We start from the raw sequence: 16,675 nt of genomic DNA, 5'->3' as shown, positions 1-16,675 counted from the left end.
AAACTCCCTGAACAGCGGTTATTATCACCGCAGGTCAGAAAGGCGGCAAGTTATCCACAGTCGTGACCTCGGTAAATGGAAAGCGATGATTGGACTACCTGGTAATTCCACAAGCCCCTGTGGATAACTGTGGAAGTTATACCCAGGCGGGTAGTGTCCGGGCGCTGGTCTAAACTTGGACAGCGTTACACAAGGTCGCTTCACGGACACCAAGGGGGACACATGACCAACGCGAGCTTTGATGATGAACAGCTTCCACCGGAACCGCCTGCGCCGGATAACGCCGTAGCGCGCCGGCCGCGGTACCAACAGGACCAACCGCAGCGCTACGAGGAGTATCGCCAGCCGCCGTCGGACCGGGAAGCCGAGCAAGGCGTATTGGGTGCAATGCTGCTTAGCCCCAATACGGTCATGGAAGTTATTGAAGAGCTCGAGCCCGATGACTTTTATTATCCGGCCCACGCGCTAATTTATGGCGCGATGCTGGACCTTTACGCGGCGGGCCAAGACATTGACCCCCTTATCCTTTCCTCGCGGTTGGATAGGTTCAATAACCTTGAGCGCGTTGGCGGCGCACCCTATTTGCACACGCTTTTGGCTACGGTTCCTACCGCTGCCAACGCCCGCTATTACGCGGAAATCGTGGCGGAAAAGGCCGTCCTGCGCCGGCTCGTGGATGCCGGTACGCGCGTGGTCCAACTGGGCTTTTCGGGCACGGAGGATGCCGAGATCGAATCGGTGATCGACCGGGCCCAGCAGGAAGTCTTTGCCATCGCCCAGCGCAAAACCGCCGAGGACTACCGCGTGCTGGGGGATCTGATTGACCCGACCATTGATGAGTTGGCGGCGCTGCAGCAGGCCGGCGGCGTTGAATTGGGTGTGCCGACAGGATTTATTGATCTGGATAAGCTCACCAACGGTTTGCACGCAGGCCAGATGATCATCGTGGCGGCGCGACCCGGTGTGGGTAAGTCCACGCTGGCGATGGACTTCATTCGATCGTGCTCGCTGCAGCACGGCAAGTCCTCCGTCATCTTTTCCTTGGAAATGTCCGCCTCAGAGATCGTCATGCGCCTGCTCTCTGCGGAATCCGAGGTCAAGCTTACCGATATGCGCAGTGGTGGGGTGTCCACGGAAGACTGGGCGAAGATCGATGACACGCTTAACCGCATCCAAGATGCGCCGTTGTTCATTGATGATTCCCCGAACCTCACGATGATGGAGATTCGCTCTAAGGCCCGCAGGCTCAAGCAGCAGCATGGGCTCGACCTCATCGTCTTGGACTATCTCCAGCTGATGTCCTCGGGCAAAAAGGTGGAGTCGCGCCAGCAAGAGGTCTCGGAGTTCTCGCGTCAGCTCAAGCTATTGGCCAAGGAGCTTGAGGTGCCGGTGATTGCCATCTCGCAGCTGAACCGTGGGCCTGAAGCCCGAAACGACAAGAAGCCGCAATTGGCTGACCTGCGTGAGTCCGGTTCCTTGGAGCAGGATGCCGATATGGTGATGCTGCTGTACCGCCCAGACTCGCAGGACCGCGATAACGAGCGCGCCGGTGAAGCGGATATTATCTTGGCTAAGCACCGCGGCGGGCCCATTGATACGGTGCAGGTGGCCCACCAGCTGCACTACTCCAAGTTCGTCAACATGGCGCACGGATAAAAGGCTTATAGGTCCACGACGGCGGCTGGGTCTCCTAATCGGGGACCCAGAATCACCAACACGATAAAGACCGCGGCGGCGGCCAGGGAAAGCCACCGCCAAACCGGGAAGAAGCGTTGGCCGCACCAGTAGGCGATTACTGCACCGATGAGCGCGCCGAGGGTATTAAACAGCAGATCGTCGATATCCGTGCGGCCTAAGGCGAAGGCATATTGGGCCGTCTCCAGGGTTAAACTCAGCGCGAATCCCCAGGCCGTCGATACCTTCACGGAACGGCATAGCGTGAATACCAAGAGCCCGAAGGGGATGAAGAAGGCGGTATTACCAGCGTATTCAAAAAGCGGGGCAAACCAACTATTGCCGGAGAATTCATCGAGGGGAACTAAATGGAGCTCGCGGACGCGCTGATTTTCGGGCTTCCACAGGTAACCAATCTGGAAGAAAGCCTTCAGGGTGGTCAGCGCTACCATGACGCCGATCCAGGCGCTAAGGGCTAATTTATCGAGCAAGGGTCTCACCTTTCAGCTCAGGCAGAGTAAATGCCGCTACGGCGGCGATGGCGAATGCGGCCGCAAAGAGCACGAAGAGGAATCCAGCGCCGGTTGCCGCGATCAATGGCGGCACAATAAGCGGTGCCACGATGGAGGCGATGCGGCCAAACCCCGCCGCGGCGCCCGCACCGCGCCCGCGCAGCGCGGTGGGGTAGAGCTCCGGACCAATGGCATACAGGGCACCCCAGGCGCCGAGGTTGAAGAAGGACAACAGGCACCCGGCGATGATGATGAATACCTCGGAACTTGCGGTTCCATAGAGCCCGGCGGAGACGGCGGAGCCGACCAAGAACACGGCGAGGGTAATCCGCCGGCCCCAGACCTCAATGAGCCAGGCGGCAGTGGCATAGCCCGGCAATTGCGCCAAGGTAATGATGAGGGTGAAGCTAAAGGATTTTACGAGCGAGAAACCATCGGCAACCAGCAGGGACGGAATCCAGATGAAGGCGCCGTAATAGGAGAAGTTGACGCAAAACCATATGGTCCACAGCGCCGCCGTGCGGCGGCGCAGGCCCGGCCCCCAAATGGAGGTCTCGGTGGAGGCAGTGGGTTCCGGGTGGACATCGTCAAGCGGCTGGCCCGCGGCGGCTTCCTCGAAGGACACCACGATTTCCTCGGCCTCGTCGTGGCGGCCCTTGGATTCGAGGAAGCGCACCGATTCCGGCAAGCCCAAGCGCACGTAAACCGAATAAGCGGCGGGGATGAGCCCCACGGCAAAGCCCCAGCGCCAGCCGTTTTCGCCGGCGCCCACGATGAAGGTGCCGATGAGTGCGGCGAGGATCCAGCCGAGCGCCCAGAAGGCCTCGAGGAGGACCACCATGCGCCCGCGGATGCGGCGCGGCGAGAACTCGGAGATGAGGGTGGAGGCGACCGGCAGCTCCGCACCCAAGCCCAGTCCGACGATGAAGCGGAAGACGATAAGTATGGTCAGCCCGCTGGCCAGGGCGGAGGCGCCGGTGGCCAGGCCATAGACCAAGAGGGTGAGGGAGAAGATGTGGCGGCGGCCGTATTTATCCGCAAGGAGCCCGCCGAATGTCGCGCCCAGAGCCATGCCAAGGAAGCCAGCGGAAGCGAGCCAGGAGGTTTGGGTGCTGCTTAAATCCCAATGCACGGCTAGGGCGGCCATGATGAAGGAGATAAGGCCCACATCCATAGCATCGAGCGCCCACCCTAGGCCGGAGCCCAAGAGCAGGCGCTTGTGTTTGCTGGTGACCGGAAGCCGGTCTAATCGTTCATTGCGGCTGAGCATGCGCTAATCATAGCGCTGGCTAGAAAATTTCCGGAGACGCAGGGAATTAGAGACGACGAATACGGAGCTCAACGCCATGGCAATGCCGGCAAATAGCGGGTTCAGCAGGCCAAAGGCCGCCACGGGGATGAGAATAATATTATAGGCAAAGGCCCAGAACAGGTTGCCCTTAATGATCTGCAGCGTGCGGCGGGACAGGCGAATGGCATCGGCGGCAGACCGCAGATCCCCATTCATCAAGGTGATATCGGAGGCCTCGATGGCAACGTCGGTACCGGCGCCCATCGCCAAGCCAAGGTCCGCTTGGGCCAAGGCCGCGGCATCGTTGACGCCGTCACCAACCATCGCCACATTGTGTCCCTCGGACTGCAGCTTCTTGATTACGTCGACCTTTTCCTCCGGAATCACGCCGGCCGTAACCTCGGTAATGCCAACTTCCTCGGCCACGCGCTTCGCAGCGCCCTCGTTATCGCCGGTCAGCAGGTGCGGGGTCAGGCCCAGCTGCTTCATCTGCTGGACGGCCTCAGCGGAGGTGGGCTTGACGGTGTCGCGGACCTCAATGAGCCCAGCGAGCTCATCGTCGAGGTACACCGCCACCGGAGTAGCGCCCGCGGCCTCTGCCTCGCGGAAGGCCTCAGCGTACTGGCCTAGGTCTCCACGCGGCTTGCCGACGCCCACGCGGACCCCATCCACCGTTGCTTCCACGCCAGCGGTGCTGGTGGAAAAATCGGTGCCGGGCTCCACGTCGCGCTCGCGGGCAATCGCTTGGGCGATGGGGTGCTCGGAGTTCCGCTCGACGGCGGCGGCATAATCGAGGACATCGCCATGCACGGCCGTAACGGACATTTCACCGGCGGTAACCGTGCCGGTCTTATCCATCACGATGGTATCGACCTGCTTGGTGGACTCAAGGATCTCCGGGCCTTTAATGAGCAGGCCTAACTGGGCGCCGCGGCCGGTGCCGACCAAGATGGCGGTCGGGGTGGCAAGGCCCAGTGCACATGGGCAGGCGATGATCAGCACGGAGACAGCGGCGATAAACGCCGGCGCCACGCCGCCAAAGATGAGGTGTACCAGCAGCGTGAGGACGGAAATGCCGATGACTACCGGCACGAAGACCTGCGCGATGCGGTCCACCAGGCGCTGCACGGGAGCCTTGGAGGCCTGCGCGTTGGTGACCAAGGTGGCCATTTGGGAAAGGACCGTGTCCTCGCCCACCTGGGTGGCCTTGACCTCCAACTTGCCGGAAGCGTTAATGGTGGCGCCGGTAACGGTATCGCCCACGCCCACTTCTTCCGGGACGGATTCACCGGTGATCATGGAGGCATCGACTGCAGAATTGCCGGAGACGACCTCACCATCGGTGGCAATCTTTTCGCCCGGGCGCACAACGAAGATATCGCCCACCTGCAATTGGGAGATGGGGATGCGCTTTTCCTTGCCATCCCGCAGCACGGAGGCTTCCTTCGCGCCCATGGATAGCAGGGTGCGCAGCGCCTCAGAAGACTGCCCCTTGGCCTTGACCTCGAACCAGCGGCCGAGGAGCAGGAAGGTAATGACCATTCCCACAGACTCAAAGTAGATATGGTCCATCTCGGCCGAGCTGGAGGACCATGACATGCTCATCGTCATGCCGGGCTCGCCGGCGTTGCCAAAGAATAGCGCGTACAGGGACCACAGGTAGGCGGCCGAGGTACCCATGGAAATCAAGGTATCCATGGTGAACGAGCCGTGCTTCAGGTTGGTCCACGTAGCGGAGTGGAAGGGGGCGCCACCAAAGATGAAGACGATGGTGGCCAGCATGGCGCAGGCCCACTGCCAGTTCTGGAACTGGAGGGCAGGCACCATGGAGACAACCATGATGGGGGCGGACAATACCGCGGAGATGATGGTGCGCCGCAGCAGGCTCTGTTGTTCGGCAGCGCGGGCATCATCAACCGGCGTGCCCTCTGCGTCCTCGTCCTGGTCGCCGTCATCGCTGCCGGACATATCGAAGGCGCTGTATCCGGCGCCTTCGACGACCTTGATCAGATCCGCGGGCGTAGAAGTCTCCGGATCGAACTCAATAGAGGCGGATTCGGTGGCGAAGTTAACGCTCGCCTCAACGCCGTCTACCTTGTTGAGCTTTCGTTCTACCCGGGAAGAGCAGGACGTGCAGGTCATGCCCGAGACCCCGAGATCAACGTGTGACATAGTATTCGCCTACTTAAGGGTGTATCCGGCTTCGGCTACGGCGGCTGCTACTTGCTCATCGGTGAAATCGCTGCCGGAGACAGACACTGCGCCGGTGGTGTGGTCTGCGGAAACCGCCTCAACGCCGGCGATTTCGCCTACCTCTTCGCGGATGGACATTTCGCAGTGTCCGCAGCTCATTCCTTCTACGGTGTAGTTCTTCGTTGCCATGACTATCATCCTTTCTCGGTTGCTTATGCCTCCATACTATACCCCCTAGGGGTATCAGGCAAGGAAGAAATTTAGGTACGGTGGGGAATAGACCACAATCTAAAGGAGTTACAACGAGTATGGCTACTATTGATGTCACTGAAGAGAACTTTGAACAGACCGTAACCGGCGAAGGCATTACGCTTGTCGATGCCTGGGCGGACTGGTGCGGCCCATGTAAGCGCTTTGCCCCTGTCTACGAGAAGGCATCCGAGGAGCACACGGATGCTACCTTTGCCAAGCTGGACACCGAGGCAAACCAGGGCCTTGCTTCCGCGCTGCAGATTCAGTCCATTCCTACCCTGATGATCTTCCGCGATGGCATCCTCGTCTTCCGTGAGGCCGGCGCACTGCCGCCCGCAGCACTGGAGGATCTGCTCAAGCAGGTCAAGGACCTGGACATGGCTGAGGTTCGCCGCCAGGTTGAAGAGCAGAACGCACGGCAGGCATAGAATCTGAATTTTCAGAGCTTCCACGGCGCTTTCTGGTGAGTATCGCTAAACTCGCTAGAAAGCGTCTTTTTTATGACCAAAGGAGATAGTGATGGCTAACCCCTTCAGCAAGGGCTGGAAGTACGTGATGAGTTCTCTCGATCAAAAGATTGATGAGAACGCCGATCCAAAGGTCCAAATCCAGCAGGCGGTTAAGGCCGCCAAGGAACAGCACCAAGAGATTTCTGATCATGCGGCAGAGATCATCGGGCACAAGTCTCAGTTGGAAATGCAGATGAACCGCCTGGTGAAGTCCCAGCAGGATTACCAGTCCCAAACCCAGCGCGCACTGGAGCTTGCGGATTCCGCCGAGGACCCACAGAAGGCGAATGAGTACAACCAAGCCGCTGAGGTAGTGGCCTCCCAGCTCGTTGCGGTGGAACAGGAACTGGAAGACGTCAAGCAGCAGTACGCGGCGGCGGAGCAGGCGGCAGAGCAAGCCAAGAACCAGCAAAAACAGTCCGAGGCCCGCCTGAAGGAGCAGCTGGCCCAGGTGAGCCAGCTAGAAGCGCAGGCGGATCAGGCTGCAATGCAGGAAAAGAACGCGGAAGCGCTCGATTCCATGAACGAGCTCAAGCCCGATGATTCCGTGCCGAGCCTGGATTCCGTCCGCTCCAAGATTGAAAAGCGCTATGCCGATGCCCTTGGTGCACAAGAATTGCAGCAGGCAACCGGCGGCGACCGCATGAGCGAGATTCAAGCGGCCGGCAACGATATGAAGGCCAGCGCGCGGCTCGATGCGCTGCGCGCCGATATGGCCAAGAAGAAGGAAATCGAATCCGGGGATTAATTCTCGCGGCGGATATTAATAAGCACGCCGCGGATTCCTGAGTGGAACCCATCGCGTAAGTTCACGCGCTGGGTTTCCGTCAGGGTGTATTCATGCAGGGTTTCGCAGGCGAACTGCAGCAGCGGGCGGTCGATCTCCGGTGGCAATCCGCCGCCAGACAGTAAGTGGGCTTGGTCGCGCTGCTCTGAGTTGGCGGCATTATCAAACCACCATGATGCGTATTGCTGGCCCACATCGAATGGTGACTGGAACCCGGCAGAGCTCCAGACCTCTTCTGGCAGCGGGACGTACTTCGAGCGCAGCTTGCGCCGCGGTGCCATCATTGATGGTTTCGGCGCAGGCTTTGGTGCTGCTTGATCGGTAGCCTCGGCCTCTTCCGCGGCGGGCTTTTCCTGCTCTTGTTGGGCTGGGGTTGCGGCCTGCTGTGCGCTTTGAGGCGGCGCGGGCTTTGGGGTAGGTGCCGGCGTGGGCTTTTCTGGGGTGCCGAATGCGGTTTCTACCTCGGAGGGCTCTTCGCACTCGTCGCAGTGTTCGGTGCCCGGAAGCTCCTCTTCTGCTCCCTCTGCCTTCTGCGCTGCATCGCGCACAACTGGGGGAAGCGGTCCCTCGAGGACCTGCAGCTCCATGGAATCCGCGAAGTCCTCGCGTGGATCCAAGATGGTGGTGGAATCACACGTATGGCGCAGCGCCGCGGACATCGAGTCCCAGCCAAAGCCGTACAGGTGCACGCGGATGCCATTGTCTACGGCGGTCTGCGCGCCGGGGATCATGTCAGCATCGCCGCTGACCAGCACGAAGTCGGTGAACTGGTTCTTCACGGCGGCCATGACCATATCGGCCACAAGCCGGGTGTCGACGCCCTTTTGGGTGCGTCGCTCACCCCATTCAATGAGTTGTCCGGTGCGCAATTGCACGCCCTCGCAGGTGCGAAGGGCGCGTTGGTAGCGGTGCGGACCGGTATCCGGGATTCCGTCGTACCAGTATTGGCGCTGAATCGGGTTGCCTAATTGCTCCTCGATCATCCCGCCCATGGTGCTGACCACCTCGGGCAGATCGATTTCTAGCTGCGCGCGAGCCCCCGTTTCCCAGGAGTTATAAAAGCTCGCGAGCAGGTATGAGGTATCGACAAAGACAAGTGTGCGTTCAAGCATGGCTCCTAAGTTCCGTTCTAATTGTTCTAAATAAAATTCTTTGTTACCTCCAGTGTGCCTTATTCACCCCGAAACGTCGATCAGAATTCGCTAATTCCCAGCATATTGGCCGCAAATGAAAAGAATTCGGTGACCATTGCAGCGTCAGCAAGCGTGTTATATGGTTAGTTACACAACTAACTAAGTAACTAACGAGCCGAAGGTGATGATGGATAACTCCACGCAGCCGCTCTTTCGGCAGATTGCGTCCTTGGTGGAAGACACCATTGTGGACGGCACTCTGGCGGAGGGCGATAAGGCACCTTCCACCAATGAGCTGGCGGATTTCCACAACATCAACCCCGCAACCGCGCGAAAGGGGATCACCCTCTTGGTGGACTTAGGAGTGCTGGAAAAGCGGCGGGGCATCGGCATGTTTGTGGCCGAGGGTGCATCGCGTGCCATCCGCGAGCGCAGGCGAGGTGACTTCGCAGCGGAGTATATGGCCCCGCTTGTCGATGAAGCAGTGCGCCTGGGCTACAACCGCGCCCAGCTCCATGACCTTTTTGATCGGGTTGCAGAAAGCAGAGGAATGTACTCATGATCACTACCCGCGATTTCACCTTTTCCGCAGGTCTTACCCATGGTCTGGTCGGCCGCAACGGAATTGGCAAGACCACCTTATTGCGAAAAATCGCCGGTCAAATTCAATCCGGCCGCATCACGGTCTTTGACCGCCAGCCCTTTGATAACCAATCCGTGCTCAACCGGGTGATCCTCATGGGCATCGACAATCCGCTGCCGGATTCGTGGGGAAGCAAGAAACTCGGCGCCGTCGGCCAGGCCCGATGGCCCAACTGGAATGCGGACCGCTACGACGACCTCATCGCCGGCTTCGACATCCCCAATAAGGCGTATTCTGCGCTCTCGCGCGGGCAAAAATCGGCGTTGGGATTTGTCTTCGCCGTTGCCTCTGGTTGCGAAATAATGCTTTTGGACGAGCCTTATCTGGGCCTCGACCTGCCGCGTCGCGAACTCTTTTACCAGGTACTCCGGGAAGAGCACGGTCGTACCATCGTGGTATCCACCCATCACCTCAACGAGATAGAGGGCTTGCTGGACACTATTTCCCTTATGGGGGAGCACCCCATTAGCGGTCCCGTGGACGAATTTGTTGATTCCTTCCTGGAAATCAGCGGGCCCGAAGAGGCGATCTCCGCAGCCATTTCCGCACTGGACCTGCCGGTATTGGAGCACGCTTCAACCAGCCTGGGAGACCAGGTGCTTGTCGATGCCCGCACTACCTCCCCCGATGCCGTCTTCCGCTATGCCAACGAACATCACCTCCGGGTAACAGAGGTATCACTTGAAAAGGCTGTCCGAGCATTGGAGGAGCAGTCATGAAACTTCTATGGCACACAACGGAATGGGTTTGGGTTACAGTCCTCTTCTTCATTGCGCTTTACCCCGTACTTTTTGGCGAAAAGTGGGGAACTGTCACCTTGCTCTTGCCCCTTGTGCCCATCCTGACGTATCAACCCAGTTTTGATAAGTACCAAGTACTAGGCCTGAGCTCACAGATATGGAATGAACATCGCCGGATTATAGTCACGGTTTTCGCTGTCGTGGCCATGGCAGGAACGGCTGTACGGCAGGGCTGGTGGGCGTTGGCTGTTTATGCGGCGGCATTGGCATGGGCACTGTGGCGCAAACCAACCCCAACCAGGACGGGCTACTCGACGACCCCTTTGGGAATTGCATCCAAGCTTGGGCGTTTCCCGCCGACGCTCGACGCGCAGGCTGTATACCGCCGCCAGATCCGTATCTGGCTCTTAGTGGTTGGCTTCTTCGCCATCAACGTTGTCCTCTCGCTACTCAGCTGGCGGTGGGAGCCGATGGAATTCATCGCTTTCATTGCTTGGGCACTCTCCGCCGTTTTCATCAGCCAGCCCATGGGCATATTGCGGGATACGCTCAGGGATTACGTCACGTTCGGCGGCACGCGCCGCCGCTGGGCGACCATGACTGCAGCGACTGGGCTCATCTTCGTCCTTGGTTGCGCCGCCGTAGGGTTAGCCCTTTCCTTCTGGGGGAACACAATCGAGGTCGCCGCCGGTATCACCGCAATCGCGGCCGTCACCGTACCTGGGCTTACGTACCTCGAGTTCCTAGAGAAGAGGACTCTTGGAGTTTTTGTCGCGTACCTCCTCGGTATCGCAGTGCTGGTCTGGCTTTTCGCCCAAGGCTATGTCTCGGCCACGGTGGGGATGTTTATCAGCCTTGGCATCTACGCCGTATGGGCCGTAACCCTGCCGATATATGCACGCCGCATAAGCAGCCTGTGGGGGAAAGGATTTGCGGGCTGGCTTGGCATGAAATAAAAGTGTTTGAAATCCATGCTGACCAGCGAGTTTGTGAAAAATTAAAGCGGTGTGTAACTTAATACGAGTCAGCGCGACCGACAGCGCCCCACAGAGACAAGACATAGTTTCTGACTGAAGCGGCGATAGGAAAACAGGCCCTGACAAAAACAATTTTTACTCGCAACGAGTTCTGTGCTTTTGAGCATGTAGCTGTTGTGTGGTGACGATGTCTGAGAACTCAATAGTGTGCCAATGTACTTATTTTTTATTTTTGTGTGCATGGTTGTGTGTTGATTGGTCTGTTGGCCGGCAAGCCTAGTGTGCTTGTTGGTTGGTGTGTGCCGGTAAGGTGTTGGAATACGCATCTTTTTGAATACTGTTTAGTGTTTCGGCTGCATTGATGGATTGGTTGGCATGTGATTGTGTTCAACTTTTTGTCTCCCTTTTTTGTGCCCCGTCGGGTTGGGGAGGCAGTGATTTTTCTTTGTAGTAATTTTTGGACGCCAGCATGGGCCTGCTTTTGTGGGTTTGTGGTGGTTTGTTCTTTTGGTTAGGTTTGGGCTTTTCACGGCCTTTTCAGGATTTTGTTGTTCTGAAATTTCTTTTTGTGGAGAGTTTGATCCTGGCTCAGGACGAACGCTGGCGGCGTGCTTAACACATGCAAGTCGAACGGAAAGGCCCTGCTTGCAGGGTACTCGAGTGGCGAACGGGTGAGTAACACGTGGGTGATCTGCCCTGCACTTCGGGATAAGCTTGGGAAACTGGGTCTAATACCGGATAGGACCGCACTTTAGTGTGTGTGGTGGAAAGTTTTTTCGGTGTAGGATGAGCTCGCGGCCTATCAGCTTGTTGGTGGGGTAATGGCCTACCAAGGCGGCGACGGGTAGCCGGCCTGAGAGGGTGTACGGCCACATTGGGACTGAGATACGGCCCAGACTCCTACGGGAGGCAGCAGTGGGGAATATTGCACAATGGGCGCAAGCCTGATGCAGCGACGCCGCGTGGGGGATGAAGGCCTTCGGGTTGTAAACTCCTTTCGCTAGGGACGAAGCTTTTTGTGACGGTACCTAGATAAGAAGCACCGGCTAACTACGTGCCAGCAGCCGCGGTAATACGTAGGGTGCGAGCGTTGTCCGGAATTACTGGGCGTAAAGGGCTCGTAGGTGGTTTGTCGCGTCGTCTGTGAAATTCTGGGGCTTAACTCCGGGCGTGCAGGCGATACGGGCATAACTTGAGTGCTGTAGGGGTAACTGGAATTCCTGGTGTAGCGGTGAAATGCGCAGATATCAGGAGGAACACCGATGGCGAAGGCAGGTTACTGGGCAGTTACTGACGCTGAGGAGCGAAAGCATGGGTAGCGAACAGGATTAGATACCCTGGTAGTCCATGCCGTAAACGGTGGGCGCTAGGTGTGAGGGTCTTTCTACGACTTTCGTGCCGTAGCTAACGCATTAAGCGCCCCGCCTGGGGAGTACGGCCGCAAGGCTAAAACTCAAAGGAATTGACGGGGGCCCGCACAAGCGGCGGAGCATGTGGATTAATTCGATGCAACGCGAAGAACCTTACCTGGGCTTGACATACATCAGATCGCTGCAGAGATGTAGTTTCCCTTTGTGGTTGGTGTACAGGTGGTGCATGGTTGTCGTCAGCTCGTGTCGTGAGATGTTGGGTTAAGTCCCGCAACGAGCGCAACCCTTGTCTTATGTTGCCAGCATTTGGTTGGGGACTCATGAGAGACTGCCGGGGTTAACTCGGAGGAAGGTGGGGATGACGTCAAATCATCATGCCCCTTATGTCCAGGGCTTCACACATGCTACAATGGTCGGTACAACGCGCTGCGACACTGTGAGGTGGAGCGAATCGCTGAAAGCCGGCCTTAGTTCGGATTGGGGTCTGCAACTCGACCCCATGAAGTCGGAGTCGCTAGTAATCGCAGATCAGCAATGCTGCGGTGAATACGTTCCCGGGCCTTGTACACACCGCCCGTCACGTCATGAAAGTTGGTAACACCCGAAGCCGGTGGCCTAAACGTGTTAGGGAGCCGTCGAAGGTGGGATCGGCGATTGGGACGAAGTCGTAACAAGGTACCCGTACCGGAAGGTGCGGGTGGATCACCTCCTTTCTAAGGAGCTTTTATTAGGCTGCAGTTGCAGCCATGACCCACAGTTGTGGGTTGCCCACTGTTGTTTGATGGTGGGTTGGTGGTTGAGTAGGCGAGTGTTCTGCTGCCACCATTGTTGAATCCGGGTAGGAGACACACCTTAATCAGCAGGGTCTAAGTGTTGAGACAGTGCTTTGTGACATGCGTAAAAGTGTCCATGCATACAGGAAGTAAAGTTGATTGGTAAGTCGTTGGTGCATTGTTGGGTGTCTGGGGCATTATCCCCTTTTTTGTGTGCCTGACTGGTTGATGAGCATCGTTTGTTGTGGTGGTGTTTGTTGCTGGTTGGGGTGTTGTGTGAGAACTGTATAGTGGACGCGAGCATCTCACATGATGCCGCCTGCTTATGTGGGTGGTGTTGTGTGTGTGATGTGATTTTTCTTTTTGTTTATTTTGTCAAGTTCACTTGTTGCCACTGCATACGGATTGTGTGACCTTTGTGTTGTGTGGTTTGTGTGTGGTGGTTGGTGTGTTCGTTATTTAGGGCGCATGGTGGATGCCTTGGCATGCTGAGCCGATGAAGGACGTGTAAGGCTGCGTTAAGCCTCGGGGAGTTGTCAATAAAGCGTTGATCCGAGGATGTCCGAATGGGGAAACCTGGCCCTGGTTATGTGGGGTTACCCTTCAGTGAATTCATAGCTGTTGTGGGGGTTACGCGGGGAAGTGAAACATCTCAGTACCCGTAGGAGGAGAAAATAATAATGATTCTGCTAGTAGTGGCGAACGAACGTGGATGAGGCTAAACCGTGTGCATGTGATACCTGGTAGGGGTTGTGTGTGCGGTGTTGTGGGGCCTGATTTTGTGTCATCTACCAGTGGCACGCCCTTTTTGCATTGTTGTTAGGTGAAGTGGTTTGGAATGATCTGCCGGAGTAGGTGAGAGTCCTGTAGCTGAAGATGATGATGTGGGGGTTGTTGGGTGCCCGAGTAGCAACGGGCTCGTGGAATCTGTTGTGAATCTGCCGGGACCACCCGGTAAGCCTAAATACTCAGTGTGACCGATAGTGGATAGTACCGTGAGGGAATGGTGAAAAGTACCCCGGGAGGGGAGTGAAATAGTTCCTGAAACCATGTGCTTACAATCCGTCAGAGCACCTGTTTGTGTGTGATGGCGTGCCTTTTGAAGAATGAGCCTGCGAGTCAGCGGCATGTCGCGAGGTTAACCCGTGTGGGGTAGCCGTAGGGAAACCGAATCCTAATGGGGTGTTTAGTGGCATGTCCTGGACCCGAAGCGGGGTGATCTACCCATGGCCAGTGTGAAGCAGCTGTAAGAGGTTGTGGAGGCGCGAACCCACGTAGGTTGAAAACTGCGGGGATGAGCTGTGGGTAGGGGTGAAAGGCCAATCAAACTCCGTGATAGCTGGTTCTCCCCGAAATGCATTTAGGTGCAGCGTCGCATTTAGCTTGGTGGAGGTAGAGCGACTGGTTGGTTGAGCGGGACTACAATCTTAGCAATGTCAGCCAAACTCCGAATGCCATCAATTGTGTTGTGCGGCAGTGAGACTGTGGGGGATAAGCTTCATAGTCGAGAGGGAAACAGCCCAGATCGCCGGTTAAGGCCCCTAAGGGTGTACTAAGTGGAAAAGGATGTGGGATCGCGAAGACAGCCAGGAGGTTGGCTTAGAAGCAGCCATCCTTGAAAGAGTGCGTAATAGCTCACTGGTCGAGTGGTTCTGCGCCGACAATGTAGTGGGGCTCAAGTACACCGCCGAAGCCGCGGCAAGCAACAATTTTTTGTTGTTTGGGTAGGGGAGCGTCGTGCATGGGTGGAAGCGTTACCGTGAGGAGGCGTGGACTGTGTGCGAGTGAGAATGCAGGCATGAGTAACGAATTGTAAGGTGAGAATCCTTACCGCCGGATGACTAAGGGTTCCTGGGTCAAGTTCGTCTTCCCAGGGTGAGTCGGGACCTAAGGCGAGGCCGACAGGCGTAGTCGATGGATAACCAGTTGATATTCTGGTACCCGTACATGTGCGCCCATGATAAAGCACGGATACTAACCACTGCGGATACGCTACCTTTGCACTCTTTGAGTGTTGGTGGTGTTGATGTCGTGGGGCCTGATGTGTGGTTCAAGTGATGGGGTGACGCAGTGAGGTAGCCGCGCCACTTAGTGGATTGGTGGTGTAAGCGTGTAGGCCGTGTGGTAGGTAAATCCGCCACACATTGTGGTTGAGGCGTGATGCGTAGACCCAAAAGGGTTGATGGTGGTGATCCTGTACTGTCGAGAAAAGCCTCTAGCGAGTGTGTGTATGGCCCGTACCCTAAACCGACACAGGTGGTCAGGTTGAAGATACTAAGGCGTTCGGGTGAACTGTGGTTAAGGAATTCGGCAAAATGCCCCCGTAACTTCGGGAGAAGGGGGGCCCTGTGACGTGAAGACCCTGTGCGGTTGGAGTGTTGTGGGGTCGCAGAGAATAGAGGGAAGCGACTGTTTATCAAAAACACAGGTCCATGCGAAGACGTTAAGTTGATGTATATGGACTGACGCCTGCCCGGTGCTGGAAGGTTAAGAGGACCGGTTAGTTAACGTTTGTTAGCGAAGCTGAGAATTTAAGCCCCAGTAAACGGCGGTGGTAACTATAACCATCCTAAGGTAGCGAAATTCCTTGTCGGGTAAGTTCCGACCTGCACGAATGGCGTAACGACTTCTCTGCTGTCTCGACCACAGGCCCGGTGAAATTGCATTACGAGTAAAGATGCTCGTTACGCGCGGCAGGACGAAAAGACCCCGGGACCTTCACTATAGCTTGGTATTGGTGTTTGGTTCGGTTTGTGTAGGATAGGTGGGAGACTGTGAAACCGTCACGCTAGTGGTGGTGGAGTCGTTGTTGAAATACCACTCTGATCGGATTGAGCATCTAACCTTGGCCCATGATCTGGGTTGGGGACAGTGCCTGGTGGGTAGTTTAACTGGGGCGGTTGCCTCCCAAAATGTAACGGAGGCGCCCAAAGGTTCCCTCAGCCTGGTTGGCAATCAGGTGGTGAGTGTAAGTGCACAAGGGAGCTTGACTGTGAGACAGACATGTCGAGCAGGGACGAAAGTCGGGACTAGTGATCCGGCACCTACTTGTGGATGTGGTGTCGCTCAACGGATAAAAGGTACCCCGGGGATAACAGGCTGATCTTCCCCAAGAGTCCATATCGACGGGATGGTTTGGCACCTCGATGTCGGCTCGTCGCATCCTGGGGCTGGAGTAGGTCCCAAGGGTTGGGCTGTTCGCCCATTAAAGCGGCACGCGAGCTGGGTTCAGAACGTCGTGAGACAGTTCGGTCTCTATCCGCCGCGCGCGTTGAAACTTGAAGAAGGCTGTCCCTAGTACGAGAGGACCGGGACGGACGTACCTCTAGTGTGCCAGTTATCCCGCCAGGGGTATCGCTGGTTGGCTACGTACGGAAGGGATAACCGCTGAAAGCATCTAAGCGGGAAGCCTGTTTTAAGATGAGGTTTCTTTTGAGGTCCCCTAAAGACTATGGGGTAGATAGGCCAGACTTGGAAGCACTGTAAGGTGTGAAGGCTACTGGTACTAATTGACCAAAACAAACACACCACAACAACCCAAACACTGTTTGGTTATGTTGGGTGGACTTGTTCTAGCGAGTAAACAAACAAGAAAACACATTATCGTGTGTGTCGCGTCCACTATGCAGTATCTGACACAACACCCACACAGTGGTGGGTAGTGTTCTGATAGGTTTGTCGGTGGTTCATAGCTACAGGGAAACGCCCGGTCCCATTCCGAACCCGGAAGCTAAGCCTGTACGCGCTGATGGTACTGCAACCGGGAGGTTGTGGGAGAGTAAGTCACCGCCGACACCAAACAACAAAACAACAAAATAGTG

At 56.8% G+C, this 16,675-nt stretch carries 11 protein-coding genes and 3 rRNA genes; 9 read left to right on the top strand and 5 right to left on the bottom strand.

Annotated elements, in window-relative coordinates; translation table 11 throughout:
* Positions 1 to 222 precede the first annotated feature (222 nt).
* Positions 223 to 1,656: a replicative DNA helicase gene (gene dnaB, locus ACP8KU_RS11380; RefSeq protein WP_005275794.1), complete on the top strand. Its 1,434-nt coding sequence runs from the start codon at positions 223 to 225 to the stop codon at positions 1,654 to 1,656.
* Positions 1,657 to 1,661: 5 nt separating this feature from the next.
* On the opposite strand, the gene ACP8KU_RS11375 is transcribed toward dnaB, so the two are convergent.
* Genes ACP8KU_RS11375 through ACP8KU_RS11360 form a run of 4 tightly spaced genes read right to left on the bottom strand, consistent with a single transcriptional unit; the run spans position 1,662 to position 5,859 of the window.
* Positions 1,662 to 2,126, bottom strand: coding sequence for a VanZ family protein (locus ACP8KU_RS11375; RefSeq protein ID WP_023029725.1), 465 nt, complete (start codon positions 2,124 to 2,126; stop codon positions 1,662 to 1,664).
* A gap of 28 nt (positions 2,127 to 2,154) precedes the next feature.
* A complete protein-coding gene (locus ACP8KU_RS11370; RefSeq protein ID WP_484483774.1) occupies positions 2,155 to 3,456 on the bottom strand; it encodes an MFS transporter in 1,302 nt (433 codons plus the stop codon).
* Positions 3,457 to 3,459: 3 nt separating this feature from the next.
* Positions 3,460 to 5,649, bottom strand: coding sequence for a heavy metal translocating P-type ATPase (locus ACP8KU_RS11365; protein ID WP_484483773.1), 2,190 nt, complete (start codon positions 5,647 to 5,649; stop codon positions 3,460 to 3,462).
* Positions 5,650 to 5,658: 9 nt separating this feature from the next.
* Positions 5,659 to 5,859, bottom strand: a complete 201-nt coding sequence (locus ACP8KU_RS11360; protein WP_005280400.1) for a heavy-metal-associated domain-containing protein — start codon at positions 5,857 to 5,859, stop codon at positions 5,659 to 5,661.
* A gap of 119 nt (positions 5,860 to 5,978) precedes the next feature.
* On the opposite strand from ACP8KU_RS11360, the gene trxA reads away from it, so the two are divergent.
* Together trxA and ACP8KU_RS11350 are read left to right on the top strand one after the other, a co-directional pair.
* On the top strand, positions 5,979 to 6,350 hold the full coding sequence (gene trxA / locus ACP8KU_RS11355; protein ID WP_484483772.1) for a thioredoxin: 372 nt from the start codon (positions 5,979 to 5,981) through the stop codon (positions 6,348 to 6,350).
* Positions 6,351 to 6,441: 91 nt separating this feature from the next.
* Positions 6,442 to 7,179, top strand: coding sequence for a PspA/IM30 family protein (locus ACP8KU_RS11350; protein WP_126319958.1), 738 nt, complete (start codon positions 6,442 to 6,444; stop codon positions 7,177 to 7,179).
* Here the strand turns inward: ACP8KU_RS11350 and ACP8KU_RS11345 are convergent.
* Positions 7,176 to 8,330 (bottom strand): NYN domain-containing protein, encoded by a 1,155-nt coding sequence (locus ACP8KU_RS11345; RefSeq protein WP_023016349.1) that lies wholly within the window; start codon positions 8,328 to 8,330, stop codon positions 7,176 to 7,178. The two genes, ACP8KU_RS11350 and ACP8KU_RS11345, sit on opposite strands and share 4 nt — an antisense overlap.
* Before the next feature lie 208 nt (positions 8,331 to 8,538).
* On the opposite strand from ACP8KU_RS11345, the gene ACP8KU_RS11340 reads away from it, so the two are divergent.
* From ACP8KU_RS11340 to rrf, 6 genes are all read left to right on the top strand, one after another.
* A complete protein-coding gene (locus ACP8KU_RS11340; RefSeq protein WP_035108334.1) occupies positions 8,539 to 8,913 on the top strand; it encodes a GntR family transcriptional regulator in 375 nt (124 codons plus the stop codon).
* Positions 8,910 to 9,713: an AAA family ATPase gene (locus tag ACP8KU_RS11335; protein ID WP_284630574.1), complete on the top strand. Its 804-nt coding sequence runs from the start codon at positions 8,910 to 8,912 to the stop codon at positions 9,711 to 9,713. The genes ACP8KU_RS11340 and ACP8KU_RS11335 overlap by 4 nt, the downstream gene beginning before the upstream one ends.
* Positions 9,710 to 10,690, top strand: a complete 981-nt coding sequence (locus ACP8KU_RS11330) for a hypothetical protein (protein ID WP_484483771.1) — start codon at positions 9,710 to 9,712, stop codon at positions 10,688 to 10,690. Before ACP8KU_RS11335 ends, ACP8KU_RS11330 begins: the two co-directional genes overlap by 4 nt.
* Positions 10,691 to 11,276: 586 nt before the next feature.
* Positions 11,277 to 12,794, top strand: a 16S ribosomal RNA gene (locus ACP8KU_RS11325).
* 508 nt (positions 12,795 to 13,302) lie between these two features.
* Positions 13,303 to 16,382 (top strand): 23S ribosomal RNA (locus tag ACP8KU_RS11320).
* A 149-nt stretch (positions 16,383 to 16,531) separates the two neighbouring features.
* Positions 16,532 to 16,649, top strand: a 5S ribosomal RNA gene (gene rrf / locus ACP8KU_RS11315).
* The 16S, 23S and 5S rRNA genes sit together here, the layout of an rRNA operon.
* Positions 16,650 to 16,675: the final 26 nt, after the last annotated feature.

It is taken from the genome of Corynebacterium sp. LaCa_282, assembly GCF_057198125.1.
Note: the sequence above shows the minus strand (reverse complement) of the source record. Positions and strands in the feature narration are given on the sequence as shown.

Coding starts and splice junctions, on each gene's coding strand:
- dnaB (WP_005275794.1), top strand. CDS start 223: ATGACCAACGCGAGCTTTGATGATGAACAGCTTCCACCGGAACCGCCT.
- ACP8KU_RS11375 (WP_023029725.1), bottom strand. CDS start 2,126: ATGGTAGCGCTGACCACCCTGAAGGCTTTCTTCCAGATTGGTTACCTG.
- ACP8KU_RS11370 (WP_484483774.1), bottom strand. CDS start 3,456: ATGCTCAGCCGCAATGAACGATTAGACCGGCTTCCGGTCACCAGCAAA.
- ACP8KU_RS11365 (WP_484483773.1), bottom strand. CDS start 5,649: ATGTCACACGTTGATCTCGGGGTCTCGGGCATGACCTGCACGTCCTGC.
- ACP8KU_RS11360 (WP_005280400.1), bottom strand. CDS start 5,859: ATGGCAACGAAGAACTACACCGTAGAAGGAATGAGCTGCGGACACTGC.
- trxA (WP_484483772.1), top strand. CDS start 5,979: ATGGCTACTATTGATGTCACTGAAGAGAACTTTGAACAGACCGTAACC.
- ACP8KU_RS11350 (WP_126319958.1), top strand. CDS start 6,442: ATGGCTAACCCCTTCAGCAAGGGCTGGAAGTACGTGATGAGTTCTCTC.
- ACP8KU_RS11345 (WP_023016349.1), bottom strand. CDS start 8,330: ATGCTTGAACGCACACTTGTCTTTGTCGATACCTCATACCTGCTCGCG.
- ACP8KU_RS11340 (WP_035108334.1), top strand. CDS start 8,539: ATGGATAACTCCACGCAGCCGCTCTTTCGGCAGATTGCGTCCTTGGTG.
- ACP8KU_RS11335 (WP_284630574.1), top strand. CDS start 8,910: ATGATCACTACCCGCGATTTCACCTTTTCCGCAGGTCTTACCCATGGT.
- ACP8KU_RS11330 (WP_484483771.1), top strand. CDS start 9,710: ATGAAACTTCTATGGCACACAACGGAATGGGTTTGGGTTACAGTCCTC.